This window comes from Limnochorda sp., from assembly GCF_047459355.1.
GTDB lineage: Bacteria > Bacillota > Limnochordia > Limnochordales > Limnochordaceae > Limnochorda.
This window is the reverse complement of sequence record NZ_VSCV01000003.1, coordinates 1-13,053: the sequence shown is the minus strand read 5'-3', so window position 1 is coordinate 13,053 and position 13,053 is coordinate 1. Positions and strand designations below refer to the sequence as shown.

Below are 13,053 nucleotides of genomic sequence, written 5' to 3'. Positions count from 1 at the left end.
AGCGCGCCGCACTGGGCAACCTTCGGTCCGGGGCCATGCAACTCCTCCCCAGCCCCCTAGGAGGCGTCCAGGGAGCGGAGCTCCGCCTCGGCCCGGGCCAGGGCCTGAGCCTCCTCCCCCAGGGCGGCCCGGGCCTGGGCGACCAGCCGGGCCCGCCAGGCCAGGTACTCCCGCCGGGGCAAGCGGCCCGCCTGGTACTCCCTTTCCACCTCGGCCAGCTCCGCCAGGATCCGGGCCTCTCGGGCCGCCTCCCGCCGCCGGGGCCAGAGGGCGAAGAGGGTTCCTGCCACCAGCAGCACGCCCCCGGCCCAGATCCAGGAGACGAGGGGGGTGTAGTAGGCGATGAAGCCCACAGCCGCCCCAAAGTCGTCCCAGCCCGAGAGGACCACGTAGAGATCGCCGCCCGGGCGGCTGTAGATGGCGGTCTCGGTGGTGGGCCCCTCCCGCTCGGCAAAGCCGGGGAAGTACCGCTTCTCCGGCCGGATCAGGCCCAGGGTCCGGTCCCCTTCCCGCACCAGGAGGTTGGCCGTCACCCGCCGCACCGGGCCGTCCCAGTGCTCTTCCAAGCCGCGGAACTGGAGGTGGTAGGGCCCCACCGCTGCCGTCTGGCCCACCTCCAGGGAGAAGATGTGGCGGGTCTGGTAGGCCTGGGAGGAGACAACCCCCACCGCCATCAGGACCACGGCCAGGTGGACCAGGTATCCCCCGTAGCGCCGGGGATTGGCCCGGAGCACCCGGAGGAGGGCCCGGCCCATGGGCTCGCCCCGCTCCAGGCGGACCTGCACCCCCCGGACCACCTCCACCACCACCGCGGCGCCCACCAGGAGGGCGAGGGCCCAGGCGACCACCACCCCCAGCTCCCGGACCCCCAGGACGACCAGAAGGGCCCCCGCGCCCACCCCGACCGCGACGGGGATGGGCAGGTTCCGCCGGACGACGGTGGTCGTCAGCCGGCCCCAGGACAGGAGCGGGGCCAATCCCATCAAGAGCAGGATGGCGGCGAAGAGCGGCCCCGTCACCCGGTTGAAGTAGGGCGGCCCCACCGTCACCTGAAGCCCGAAGAGGGAGCTGATCAGGGGAAAGAGGGTGCCCCAGAAGACGGCGAAGGCGGCCGCCAGGAAGACCAGGTTGTTGAAGAGGAAGCTGGCCTCTTTGGAGGCGTAGGAGAGGATGGCCCGCTCATCCTTCAGCTCCTCCCACCGGAAGAGGAGCAGGCCCAGCCCCAGGGCCACCGTCACGGCAAGGAAGACCAGGAAGTACGGGCCGATGTCCGACTCAACGAAGGCGTGCACCGAGGTGAGGATGCCGCTCCGGGTGATAAAGGTGCCCAGGATGGTGAGGGCAAAGGTGGCTTGGATGAGCACCTGGTTCCAGCGCTTCAAGAGGCCCCGCTTCTCCTGCATGATGATGGAGTGGAGGAAGGCGGTGGCCGTCAACCAGGGCAGGAAGGAGGCATTCTCCACCGGGTCCCAGCCCCAGTAGCCGCCCCAGCCCAGCTCTTCATACGCCCAGCGGGCGCCGAACAGGATGCCCACCGACAGGAAGAGCCAGCCCAGCAGGCTCCAGCGGCGGACGGTCCGGACCCAGACCTCGCCTCCATCGCCGGTGACCAGGGAGGCGATGCCGAAGGCGAAGGGGACCGCCAGCCCCACGTAGCCAAGGTAGAGGAAGACGGGGTGGAGGGCCATCCAGGGGTTCTGGAGGAGGGGGTTGAGCCCCAGGCCATTGGCCGGTGCCGGCTCCAGCACCACAAAGGGCGGGGCCACCCGGCTTACCAGGAGCGCGAAGAAGCCGGTGATGAAGGTGAGGGTGAAGACGGCGGGGACCAGGAGGTGGCGGGCCTCCCAGGGGGTCCGCCGGGCGACCAGGGCGGTGTAGCTGGCCAAGATCCAGAGCCAGAAGAGCAGGGAGCCTTCCTGGCCCGACCAGAGCGCGGTCACCCGGTAGGAGGGTGAAAGGTCCAGGCTCGTGTGGGCCGCCACGTACCGGAGGGCAAACTGCCCCGAGACCAGCCCCCAAAGGAGAAGGCCCAGAGCCCCGGTGATCAGCACCCAGAGGAGCCCGCTCCCCTGCCGGGCCACCCGGTGGGTCCAGGCCTTCTGCCGGGCCCAGCCCAAGAGGAGCCCACCGGTGAGCCCCCAGGCCACCACTAGGCTCCCGTCCAGCAACCGTCCGCCCAAGAGGGCCACAGCTTCCACCGCGCTCACTCCACGGCCTCCCCTCGCCCCCGCCCCACGGGGCCCGCCCGCACGAGCTAGAGATACTCCCGCAGCCGGCGCGCCACCTCGTCGGGCAGGGGTTCCGCCGCCTCCGGATCCGGCCCCTGGGGCACCGGCATGGCCCGCCGGGCGAGGTAACGCCAGGCCAGCCCGCTGCCGGCCAGCAGGACCAGCCACGGGGCGAGCCAGACCCACCGGAGGCCTCCCCGGGCGGGCGGGCTCATGAGGATCCAGAGCCCGTAGCGATCTTCGAACCAGTGGACGATCTCATCGGGCGTCCACCCGTCCACCAGGCGCGCCTCGATCTCGGCCCGGGCGATCCAGGCCGACGTCGCATCAGACTCCCAGACCGAGAGGCCCTCGCACTCCTGGCAGCGGATCTGGAGGGCCACCTCCCGGAACTGGTCGTGGAAGCGGGCCGAGCCCGGCACTGGGGGGGTGGGGAAGAGCGGCCCCACCAGCTTGTCCACGTCCGCGGTCCGCGCCTCGCCCGCGTGGATGGCGTGAAGCCGGCCCGTCCGGTCCAGGAGGATGAGGCTGGGCAGGCTCTTCACCGGCCACCCTGCCGTCCCCCGGCCGTCTCCGTCAAGGAGGATGGGATAGGAGGGCTGGAAGCCCGCCAAGGCCTGGTCCAGTTCGGTGGCGCCGCTCTCCACCTCGACGGCCACCACGGCCAGGCGGGTGCCGTACCGGGCTTGGATCGCCTCCAGAACCTGAAAGTCGTTGGAGCAGAAGGTGCACGCCCGGGAGGAGAGGCGGATCAAGACCGGCCGGCCCCTGAGCGCGGCCGGATCCAGGGTGCCGCCGCCCCAGCGGGGCAGGGCGGGGAGGGGCAAAGGCTCACCGACCCGCACCCCCTCGCCCAGATGGTTGAAGCTGAGCACCGTCCAGGCGACGGCTCCCGCCAGCAGGGCCAAGACCAGCCACCGGCCGAGGTTACGGTTCATGGGAGCCGCCTCCCGCCGCTCGCCAGGCGGCCAAGGTCTCCTGGTAGGCCGCCTCCATCTGCTCGTACCGCATGGGCCCTGGCCAGTGGACCCGGGCGACGCCGTCGGGATCGATAAACCAGCTCTCGGGGACCCCTCGCAGGCCGTAGGCGCTCGCCACCCGGCCGTCCCAATCCCGGGCGATGGGGAAGGTGAGGCCGAAGGCCTCCACGAAGGGCCGGGCGTGGTCCTCCGCCTCCCGGTAATTGATGCCGATCTGCACCACCTGGTCCCCGTAGGTTTCGTGGAACCGTTGCAAGTCGGGCGCCTCGTCCCGGCACGGCCCGCACCAGCTGGCCCAGAAGTTGAGGAAGACCACCCGGCCCCGGAGCTCGTCCAGAGTCACCTTCCCGCCGTCCAGGGTCGTCAGCTCAAAGGGAGGCGCGGGGCGGCCCAACGCCGCCCGGCGGTCCAGGCTCGCCTGGTAGGCGAAGCTGGCGGCCAGACCCGTCAAGACGATCACCAGGGGCACGGCGAGGGCCAGGACGAGGTGGACGCGTGGGCGCATGAGCTGGTGAACCTCCGCCCGACCCGGCATGGGCGGGATCGGGAATGGTGATCAGTCGCATTCATTCGATCTGTATTATACCAGGGGCGGGGGGCCGGGCCCAGGGACCCTTCCTACTCGGCCATCTCCGCACGCTGGAAGAAGGCGGAGGCCAGAGCCATCAGGAGGCCGCCCACCAGCCAGGTGACCAGGCTGCCGGCGGCCAGGCCCACGACCTCGCCTCCACCCCGGACTTCGACCAGCCACCCGGCCGCCGCCCCAGGGATGAGCCCAGCCAAGGCCACCAGGCTCTGGAGCAGGCTTCGGACCCACCGGCCCACCCACGCGGGGACCAGAAGGCTGCTGAGGGCCAGGGCTCCCTGGGCCAGCCAGCTCGCCGCCAAGAGCGCCAGCAGGCCCGCCAGGAGCCGGGAGAGGCCGGGCCAGGCCAGAAGCATGGCCACCACCATCAGGACGGTGTACGACAGAAAGAGATCGGCCGCGGTGACCAGAGAGGCGGCCACCAGGCGCTTCCAGGAAGCATCCGGGATGAGGTAGATGTAGGGACGCCGGAGCTCTTCCGCCAGGTACCCCCAGGGGGCGCTCAGGACAGCCAGGCCGCAGGGGACCAGCCAGAGGGCGCCGGACGGGAGGCCGACCCGGACCAAGAAGCCCAGGAGGCCGCCCACGAGGCCGAAGACCACCAGGCCCCAGCGCCAGGTGCCCAACTCCAGGCGGAGCCAGCGGTTGGCCTGCTGCCAGAACAACGCCCAGGCTCCGCGGCCTCCCCAAGGCAGGGCCCGGACCCGGGCCACCCGTTCGGTGACGCCCAGGTGGGCCACGGCTACCCCCTGCACGTCCACGTTCCCCGAGCTGACCGCCTGGGCCAGCCGGGCATCGGCTTCACCCTGGAGAACCAAGGGCTCATAGTACCCCTCGCCCAGGTGCCAGGCGGCCAGCCAGAGCCCCCCCACCAGGGCCAGGGCGCCGGCGAGGGCCGCCCCAGGCCACCCGCCCGTTCCCACCGCGGTCTCCATGAGGGCGACGACCCAGCCGAGCGGAGGTACCTGGGCCAGAGGCTGGGCCCGGGCCAAGAGGAGCCGGACCGCCTGGCCCCCGTCCAGGCCCGCTCCCCACTGGGCAACGAGAGGCCAGGCCAGTCCGAGGAGGATGAGAAGGGCCCCGCCGACCAGACCTCGCCGGAGGTACCGGCGGATCCGCTCGCCCTGGGGCGCCCGTTCCAGGGCCAGCCAGGCGACCGTGTGGAGCCCGTCCCCCCAGAGCCCGACCAAGAGCATGAGAAGGAAGAAGGCGAGGAGCCCCTGCCCGTGCACCGCCACCCCTGCCCGGCGGAAGAGGAGGAGCCACAGGAGCCAGAAGGGGACCTGGGCGACCAGCCGGTGAAGCCCCGTGCGGGCCACGTGGTAGAGGACCAGGACCCGGCTGGAGACGGGGCTGGGGAAAAGGAGCACCGCGTCGGCGTTGGTGACGGGAATGGGCGACCGGGTCGTCGCGCCCCAAAGGCGGGTTCCCAGGGAGAGCAGCACCCAGAGCGCGACCAGCCCCAGCCAAGGGCCCGGGTCGCCGGGACCCGGGGCGCCGGCCGCCCCCTCCATCCCCCAGGCCGCCCCGACCTGCAGGATCAGGAGGACCAGGCCCACGCCGAACCCAGCGGAGACGAGGAGCCAGAAGGGCCGGTGGAGCAGGCGCCGGAGCCGGTTCCAGCCCCGCCGTCCGTCGAGGAAGACCAGGGCGCGCCAGCTCGTCCGAAAGGTCTGGGGCTTCACCCGCCTTCCAACCCCTCGCCCGTCGCCTCGAGGAAGATATCCTCCAGGGAGGCGTCGCCCGCCAGGCGGAACTGGGCCCGCAGAGCGTCGAGCCCCCCCTCGGCGATGACCCGCCCCCGGTGCAGGACCAGGGCCCGGTCGCAGAGCCGTTCGGCCGTCTCCAGCATGTGGGTGCTCACCAGAATGGCCGCCCCTTGGTCCCGAAGGGCCCGCAGGGCGTCCTTCAGGTCCCGCTGGGCGGCCGGGTCCAGCCCCACCAGGGGCTCGTCGAAGAGAAAGACTTCCGGCTGGTGGAGGAGCGCGCCGCAGATGAGGAGCTTCTGCCGCTGGCCTTTGGAGAGGGTGGCCGCCAGGGCATCCCGTTTCTCCCAGAGGTGGTACCGGCGGAGCAGGGCCTCGGCCTCTGGCTGCCAGCCGTCCAGGGCGAAGGCCCGGGCGATGAACTCCAGGTGCTCCCAGGTGGTCAGGAGCTCGTAGACGGCCGGCACCTCGGGCACCAGGGCCAAGGCCCGCCGGGCCTCGGGATGGGTGTGGGGCCGGCCGGCGACCCAAACCTGGCCGGCGGTGGGACGCAGGAGCCCGGCGATGGTCTTCAGGGTGGTGGTCTTGCCGGCGCCGTTGGGGCCCAGGATGGCGACGATCTCGCCCCGGGCCACCTGGAAGGTGACCCCGTGCAACACCTGGGTGGCGCCAAAGGTCTTGACCAACCCGCGCACGGCCAAGTGGCTTTCGGGCCGGCTGGCTGGCTCGCCGGCGGCACCGGCCCATCCCCCAGCGACGTGCCGCTCCACCGTGGCCCCTCCTTTGGGCCCGCCCTTCGGGTCCCCACGGGCCAACTTCCCTGCCGGGCCGCCGACTCCTGCTCCCCGGTGGGGCCGGGTGATCAGGCCTTGACCTTGGCCAGCACGTCCTGCCGCTGGAGGATGGTGTAGGTCTCCCCTCCCAGACGGATCTCCGTTCCCGCGTACTTGTCGATGATCACCCGGTCGCCCACCTGGAAAGGCCACGCCTCCTCGCTGGTCCCCAGGGCGACCACTTCCGCCTGAGCCGACTTCTCCTGGGCCACATCGGGCAGGTAGATCCCGCCGGCCGAGCGTTCCTCAGGCTTCACCTGGCGGACGAGCACCCGGTCGTCCAAGGGTTGAATCTCCATGGACCACCGCCTCCTTCATTCGGTTTGGAGCTGCGGCTGTGCCGCGGCTCACGGGAGCCGGCTCAAGGCCCGGTCGATCCGGGCCCGATCAAAGCCGACGATGATCTGGCCGTTGATCTCCACCACGGGCACCCCCGTCTGGCCCGACTTGTGGACCATCCGCTCCGCCTCCCGGCGGTCTCGGGAGACGTCCACATCCCGGAAGGGGACGCCCCGCTGCCGGAGGTACCGCTTCACCGCGTGACACCAGGGACACGTCGGGGTGGAGTAGACCGTCACACGAGCCACCGATGTCCTCTCCTCTTATACCTATACCCTGTATGGTATCTGCGCGAGATCATGATAGGGAAGGGGCCCGTCCTTGTCAAGAGCCCGGCCCCCGAGGCCGGCCAGCTGGCCAGAAAGACGGGGCGTGAGCCTGAGGCTCACGCCCTGACCTGTTCCGTCTCCGCCTCTTCCGGCTCCCGGATGGTGATCCGGTGGCTGATGGTCGCCGCGGCCCGCAAGGTAGCGGCGGCCCCGCAGTACTTCTCCTGGGAGAGCTCGACCGCCCGCTCCAGGTGATGGCGGGGCAGATCGCGGCCGATGAAGATGTACTCAATCTCGATGTTGGTGAAGGCCTTGGGGTGCTCCTCCCGGCGGTCGCCGTGGACCCGGATTTCGAAGCCCTCCACGGCCACCCGCTTCTTCCGGAGGATGGAGATGACATCCATGCCGGTGCAACCGGCGAGACCCATCAGGAGGAGCTCCATGGGACGCGCCCCGGCATCGTCGCCCCCCACCGCGGGGTCGCTGTCCATCACCACCCAGTGGTTGCTCCCGCCCCGGGCCAGAAAGGTCATGCCACCCGCGTGCTTCGCATGGATCTCCATACCCTCGCCCCCCTCTTCGCGTCCCGCTGATACCCGTGCGGGTACCTCCGCCCTCATGATAAAGGTTCCCGGATAGGGCGTCAATCGAAGGGCCGGCGGAGGCCCCAGGCCCAACGGCCCCGGGGCGGCTCGAGCCTGGGGCTCCGCCTCGGGGGCGGTGACGGGAAGGGGTTCTGTGAAGAAGGAGGCTCGCCCGCCGATACCTAATCGGGTGACCAAGGCCGGGCTCCCCGGACCCTGGGGCAGGGAGGCAGGCCGGGGGGGCGGCTGGCCGGTGAACTGGAATGGGATCAGCTGCCCCGGGCCTGCGGGCATTGCCGGGCGTTCCCAGAGGCGGATGTGGGCCCTTGACCAGACCCTAAGGAGGGGCGGCGGGAGGGGAGGGAGCTCCGTGGGCGCGCATCGGGATGCAGGAGGAGAGCAGGCCCGAGTGTGGCTGAGCCCTCGGCGTGAACCGCGCGAGGTGACCAGCCCCCGCCGCCTCCTGGGCCAGACCCTGCTGGCCCTCGCTTTAACCACTGCCAGCTTGGCCTGGATCGTCCACGAGACGGGGCCCCTGGAGAGTCTCTTCCGGCAGGTGCGGCCCGGGTGGCTCCTGGCCGCGGCCCTCGCCCTGATCGCGAGCTGGGCGGTCCGGAGCCTCCGGGTGTGGCTCCTGGTGCGGACCCTGGGGCAGCGGGCCTCCTTCTTCGGCATCTTCACCGATTTTGTGGCCAGCCTCTTCGTCAGCGGGGTCACCCCCACCGCCAGCGGCGGCTTCCCCTTCTTCGTCTACGCCATGGGCCGGCGGGGGGTGGAGTGGGGCGTCGCCTTGGCCGCCAACCTCTTTGACACGGTGCTCAATGTGCTGACGGTCGCCATGTTGGGCGCGCTGGCCTGGGCCCTCCTCATCGGGTACGCGCCGGCGGGGGGCACCGCCTCCATCCTCTTGGTGGGCGTCGGCATCTGGGTGGTGATGGGCGGGCTCTTGGCGGTCACCACCCTGCTCGCCCCCCGGTTTGCCGCCCGGGGCCTTTACCGCCTGAGCCAGCGGCTCAAGCGGGAGGACCGGCGGCCCAGCCTCACCCGCCTGGTGCGGGCCTTGGCCGCCCAGGTGGCCCAGCACACCCGGGCCATCCGGCGGCTCCGCCGGCGGGGCCGGGCGCCGGTGGTGGTCAACCTGGTGCTCAACCTGATCTACTGGGCGGCCTACTTAAGCGTGGGCCCGCTCATCCTCACCGCCCTGGGGTTGGCCGTGGACGCAGGCCCGGGCGCGCCCCTTTGGCTCGACGCGGTCTTCGCCCACCTCAACTTCCACCTGGTGCAGAACCTGATCCCCACCCCCGGCGCGGCGGGCGGGGCCGAGTGGGGCCTGGCCTATCTCTTCCGGCCCTACCTGAGCGCCGACCGGCTCGGCGGGTTCGTGGTCCTCTGGCGGCTGATCACCTACTACTTCCAGGTGGCTGTGGGCGGCCTCTTCCTCCCCCGGACCCTCCGCCAGATGGTACGCGGTCCCTCCTGATCCCGAGCCCGCGCGATCCACCAGCCCCGGGATCCTTCCTTCCCTGCCAGCACGCCGCGGCTGGAGCCCACCGAAGACGGGCCCGGTGCCCGGCTTACCAGGCCAGCTCGCCCAGGGCCCGGGCCAGCCCTTCCACGGGGAGGACCCGATCGGCGGCGCCACTGGCCACCACATGTTCAGGCATGGAGGGCATGATGGCCTCGGCCGGGTCTTGCACCCAGACCTGGCCCCCGTGGCGTTTCACAGCCAAGCAGCCGTCGGTGCCGTCTCGGCCCATGCCCGTGAGGATGACGGCAACAAGGCGTGACCCCCACAGGGCGGCGGCCGCCTGGAGGGTCACATCCACCGCCGGCCGGACAAAGTTGACCGGGGGGTCTTGGGCCAGCCGGACCCTGCCCCGCCGGTCGAAGAGGAGGTGGCTGCCCCCTGGGGCCACCAGAACCTGGCCGGCCTCCAGGGCATCACCCGCCTGGGCCTCCCGGACGGCCAAAAGGGAGGTGCGGTCGAGGCGCTCGGCCAGGGTCCGGGTGAAGGGGGCCGGCATGTGCTGGACGAGGACGGCTGCCCACGGCACGGGCGGCTCGATCTGGCGGAAAAGGCGTTCGACGGTGGCCGGGCCGCCCGACGAGGCGCCGATGACCACCAGCGGCAGCCGAGGTCTCACAGCCACCCGATCTCCCGCCCGCCTGAGGTGATCTGGATCCGGCCGTCGCTGAGATCGAAGAGGAGGCTCCGGCCCCGGCTGCCCCCCACCTCTCGGCCGGCCAAGGGGATCTCCAGGCGCCGGAGTTCGGCCTGGACCGCTTCCACGTTCCGCAGGCCCACATTGAGGGTGTCCGAGTGGGCGAAGAGCCGGGCGCCGCCAACCATCTTGGCCTGGAGCCGCCGCCTCTCCCCGCCCAGGGCGACCACCGCTTGGACCAGCCGTTCCACGCCCGTGTTGGCATAGAGAGCCGGCTGGCCTTCCCGCTCCTTCTCACCCGAGGGGAGGAAGATGTGGGCCAACCCGCCCACCCGCTGGACAGCGTCGTAGAGGCAGAGACCAACGCAGGAGCCCAACCCGTAGGTGACCAGGCGGGCGGGCGCCGCTGCCGCGGCCAGCTCGCCCAACCCCACGGTGATCACAGGCGGATCGGGCTCGGAGGGGGACGGCTGAGGAAGGGCCAGGGGCTTCAAAGGTCCATCCCCAGCCGGCGGAGCAAGGCCTGCAGGTCCTCCTCCTCGGGCAGGAAGAGGAGCTGACCCTCCAGGTGGCTCCCGTCCAACTCAAACTGGGCCGCCATGAGAATGACGTCCGTCACCCGCTGGGCGGCGGCCAGCAGGCTGGTCATCAAGGAGGCGGCCGAATCCTCCACCAGCTCGGGGATGCCGGGGCGCAACGGGCGGTCGGTGAAGGCGGCCAGAGCGTCCAGGTAAGCCGTTAGGGTGATGTTCCCCACCTCCACCATGCCCGACCGGAGCAGGTCGTCCTCGCTGTCGGGGACCAGAGGGCGGCAGAGCTGCTCCAAGCCGTCGTCGAAGAAGACGAGGCCCATCCAGCCGCCCGTTCCAGCCACCGGCATTACCACCGCGGAGACGGGCCGGTCGCCGCCGACGGCCTCGGCCACCCGGGCCAGAGGGACCACCTGGACCGCCGGCGTCCGGACCGTCACCCGCCGGTCACCGTAAAGCTCGGACAGGGCCCGGGCGGCATTCCCGGCCCCAATGGTGGCCATCTCCCGCAGCGCATCCAGTTGGAGCGCATCCACAGGCCTTCACCCGCCCGCGCTTAGACTGCTCCGTTCAACCGTTCGATGGCCTCCCGCACCCGCTCCGCATCGAAGGGCTTCACCAGAAAGTCTTGGGCTCCCGCCTCCAGAGCTTCGATCACCATGGGCTTCTGGCCCATGGCGCTGCAGACGATGATCTTGGCCCGGGGATCGATCTTCCGGATCTCCCGGATGGCGGTGATCCCGTCCATCTTGGGCATGGTGATGTCCATGGTAACCAGGTCGGGGCGGAGCTCCTGGTACAGCTGGACCGCCTCTTCACCGTCCGCCGCCTCGCCGACCACTTCGTGACCAAAACGCTCCAGGGTTCGGCGCAAGGTGAGCCGCATGAACGCCGTATCATCCACGACCAGGACCCGCATGGGAAGAAACGCTCCTTCGCAGGACTCGACGCCGCTGGCCGATCCGATCGCTCCGGACGGCGGCATCAGGATGGGGAAAAAGGCACCCGGTTCCTACTCCTAGCCATCGGACCGGATCCCCAGCGTCTTGAGCCCGTCAGAGGTAGATGGTCGCTGACGCCCTCCCACCGCACCGGGGGAAGGGCGACCTTTGAGGGAGGATAACCGGTAGGCCAAACCCAATCTCTTAGAAACCCGTCACCCTCGCCACCCGCCGGCAGGGTCGCAGAGGGGGATGATCGGTGAAACACTGGGTGGAGCTTCTGGACGGCCTCCCGTGGCACGTGCCCCCCGACCGGTTCCGGCCTCCTGAGCCGGACCTGGTCGTTTCCAGTGTAACCCACGACTCCCGCCAGGTTCAACCGGGGGCGCTCTTCGTGGCCATCCGGGGCCACAGGACCGACGGCAACCGCCATGCCGCCGAGGCCGTTGCGGCGGGCGCGGTGCTGGTGGTGACCGACGCCCCCGAGCGTCTCCCCGCCCTGGAGGCTCCCGTGGTCCAAGTGCCCGACGCCCGGGTGGCCCTGGCCCAGATCGCGGCCCGCTTCTATGATCACCCGGCCCAGCGTCTGACGGTGATCGGCATTACCGGCACCCTGGGGAAGACGAGCGTGGCCGAGATGGTCGCCGCCATCCTCCAGGCGGCCGGTCCCGCCTATGAGCCGGGAATCATCGGTTCCCTCGGCATCCGATTCCGTGGAGAGACCCGGGCCTCTCTGCTCACCACCCCCGATGCCCTCACCCTCCACCGGAGCCTGGCTGAGATGGCCGAGGCCGGGGTCCGGGTGGTGGTGATGGAGGTGACCTCCCATGCCCAGCTGCAGAGCCGGGTGGCGGGCCTCCCCTTCTCGGTCGCCTGCGTCCTCAACCTGGTGCCCGGGGAGCACGCGGAGATCCACCCCACCTTCGACCACTACGCCGCCGTCAAGCTGCGCCTCCTGGACCAGCTCCGGCCGGGGGGCCTCCTGGTCTTCAACGGCGACGACCCCCACCTGGTCGGCCGGGCGGGGGAGCGCCTCGGCCAGATGCCGGTCCTGGCCGTCGGGAAAGGTGGCCGGCCCCGCCGGCGCCTGCCTCCCGTCCCCACCCTCCTCTACGACGGGGCCGGCCCCGGCCCCCTGACCTTGACCACCACCGGCCCGTACCCGAGTCTGGAGGGCGAGCGGCCGCCGGCCCGCTTTTCCGTGCCCCTGGCCCTCTGGGGGGAGCAGAACCGCCAGAACGCGGCGGCCGCCGCGGCCATCGCCCTGGCCCTAGGGATGTCGCCTGAGACGGTGGTCCAGGGGCTGGCCCGGGTCCGGCCGGCCCGGCGCCGGATGGAGCCCGTTTACGAAGGGGGATTTCGGGTGCTGGACGACACCACCGGGCACCCGGCCAGCTTCGAGGCCCTCTTCCGCTCCCTGGCCGCCGTCCCCCGGGAGGGGGTGGTCCTCCTTACCGCGGTGCGGGGCAGCCGGGGCGAGGCGATCAACCGGGCCAACGCACGCGCCATCGCCCGTTGGGTCCGGGATCTTCCCATCCGCCACGTGGTGGTCACCGCCTCCACCGAGGCCGTCCATCCCAAGGACGCGGTCCAGCCTGGGGAATGGCAGGCCTTCCGGGAAGAGCTGGCCCACGCAGGGGTGTTGGCCGAGTACCACCTGGAGCTGGAGCCGGCGGTGGAGGCGGCCCTGGCCACGGTCCGGCCCGGGGAGATCCTGGTGCTGGCCGGCGCCCAGGGTCTGGACCAAGCCACCCCCATCCTCCGCCGCCTCCTCCGCCAGCGGGCGGCCCGCTCCCAGTAACGGGATCCGGCCCCTCCCGGGGGCGCCCGGCCGTCCCTAGCCGGGCGGCCAGGGCGTTCGCGCCACGGAAGGGAGGAATGGTCTCTTGGGCGTC

At 71.3% G+C, this 13,053-nt stretch carries 14 protein-coding genes; 2 read left to right on the top strand and 12 right to left on the bottom strand.

Going from position 1 to position 13,053, the window contains the following annotated elements; genetic code table 11:
• Positions 1–56: 56 nt before the first annotated feature.
• From FWJ67_RS02140 to FWJ67_RS02105, 8 genes are all read right to left on the bottom strand, one after another.
• The gene (locus FWJ67_RS02140; protein ID WP_414482016.1) at positions 57–2,207 is read right to left on the bottom strand and encodes a heme lyase CcmF/NrfE family subunit; all 2,151 of its coding nucleotides are present in this window, start codon (positions 2,205–2,207) and stop codon (positions 57–59) included.
• Between the two features lie 47 nt (positions 2,208–2,254).
• Positions 2,255–3,166: a cytochrome c-type biogenesis protein CcmH gene (locus FWJ67_RS02135; protein ID WP_304172581.1), complete on the bottom strand. Its 912-nt coding sequence runs from the start codon at positions 3,164–3,166 to the stop codon at positions 2,255–2,257.
• Positions 3,156–3,713: a TlpA family protein disulfide reductase gene (locus tag FWJ67_RS02130; protein WP_304172580.1), complete on the bottom strand. Its 558-nt coding sequence runs from the start codon at positions 3,711–3,713 to the stop codon at positions 3,156–3,158. Before FWJ67_RS02130 ends, FWJ67_RS02135 begins: the two co-directional genes overlap by 11 nt.
• Before the next feature lie 113 nt (positions 3,714–3,826).
• Positions 3,827–5,479 (bottom strand): putative ABC exporter domain-containing protein, encoded by a 1,653-nt coding sequence (locus FWJ67_RS02125; protein WP_414482015.1) that lies wholly within the window; start codon positions 5,477–5,479, stop codon positions 3,827–3,829.
• Positions 5,476–6,270, bottom strand: a complete 795-nt coding sequence (locus tag FWJ67_RS02120) for an ABC transporter ATP-binding protein (RefSeq protein WP_304172578.1) — start codon at positions 6,268–6,270, stop codon at positions 5,476–5,478. The genes FWJ67_RS02125 and FWJ67_RS02120 overlap by 4 nt, the downstream gene beginning before the upstream one ends.
• A 92-nt stretch (positions 6,271–6,362) precedes the next feature.
• Positions 6,363–6,632 carry a co-chaperone GroES gene (locus FWJ67_RS02115; protein WP_414482014.1) on the bottom strand — a complete coding sequence of 90 codons (270 nt, stop codon included), beginning with the start codon at positions 6,630–6,632 and terminating at the stop codon, positions 6,363–6,365.
• Between the two features lie 48 nt (positions 6,633–6,680).
• Entirely contained in the window at positions 6,681–6,920 is a 240-nt protein-coding gene (locus FWJ67_RS02110; RefSeq protein WP_304172576.1) for a glutaredoxin family protein, read from the bottom strand.
• Between the two features lie 137 nt (positions 6,921–7,057).
• The gene (locus FWJ67_RS02105; RefSeq protein WP_304172575.1) at positions 7,058–7,504 is read right to left on the bottom strand and encodes an OsmC family protein; all 447 of its coding nucleotides are present in this window, start codon (positions 7,502–7,504) and stop codon (positions 7,058–7,060) included.
• 391 nt (positions 7,505–7,895) lie between these two features.
• Here FWJ67_RS02105 and FWJ67_RS02100 point away from each other — a divergent pair, with 391 nt between their 5' ends.
• Positions 7,896–9,005, top strand: coding sequence for a lysylphosphatidylglycerol synthase transmembrane domain-containing protein (locus FWJ67_RS02100; protein ID WP_414482013.1), 1,110 nt, complete (start codon positions 7,896–7,898; stop codon positions 9,003–9,005).
• Positions 9,006–9,099: 94 nt separating this feature from the next.
• Here FWJ67_RS02100 and FWJ67_RS02095 read toward each other — a convergent pair whose 3' ends face one another.
• Genes FWJ67_RS02095 through FWJ67_RS02080 form a run of 4 tightly spaced genes read right to left on the bottom strand, consistent with a single transcriptional unit; the run spans position 9,100 to position 11,136 of the window.
• On the bottom strand, positions 9,100–9,675 hold the full coding sequence (locus FWJ67_RS02095) for a chemotaxis protein CheB (protein WP_304172573.1): 576 nt from the start codon (positions 9,673–9,675) through the stop codon (positions 9,100–9,102).
• Positions 9,666–10,181 carry a chemotaxis protein CheD gene (locus tag FWJ67_RS02090; protein WP_304172572.1) on the bottom strand — a complete coding sequence of 172 codons (516 nt, stop codon included), beginning with the start codon at positions 10,179–10,181 and terminating at the stop codon, positions 9,666–9,668. The genes FWJ67_RS02095 and FWJ67_RS02090 overlap by 10 nt, the downstream gene beginning before the upstream one ends.
• Complete coding sequence (locus tag FWJ67_RS02085; RefSeq protein WP_414482012.1) at positions 10,178–10,753, bottom strand: chemotaxis protein CheC; 576 nt, start codon at positions 10,751–10,753, stop codon at positions 10,178–10,180. Before FWJ67_RS02085 ends, FWJ67_RS02090 begins: the two co-directional genes overlap by 4 nt.
• Before the next feature lie 20 nt (positions 10,754–10,773).
• Positions 10,774–11,136 carry a response regulator gene (locus tag FWJ67_RS02080; RefSeq protein WP_304172570.1) on the bottom strand — a complete coding sequence of 121 codons (363 nt, stop codon included), beginning with the start codon at positions 11,134–11,136 and terminating at the stop codon, positions 10,774–10,776.
• 281 nt (positions 11,137–11,417) lie between these two features.
• On the opposite strand from FWJ67_RS02080, the gene FWJ67_RS02075 reads away from it, so the two are divergent.
• Positions 11,418–12,959, top strand: a complete 1,542-nt coding sequence (locus tag FWJ67_RS02075) for a Mur ligase family protein (protein WP_304172569.1) — start codon at positions 11,418–11,420, stop codon at positions 12,957–12,959.
• Positions 12,960–13,053: the final 94 nt, after the last annotated feature.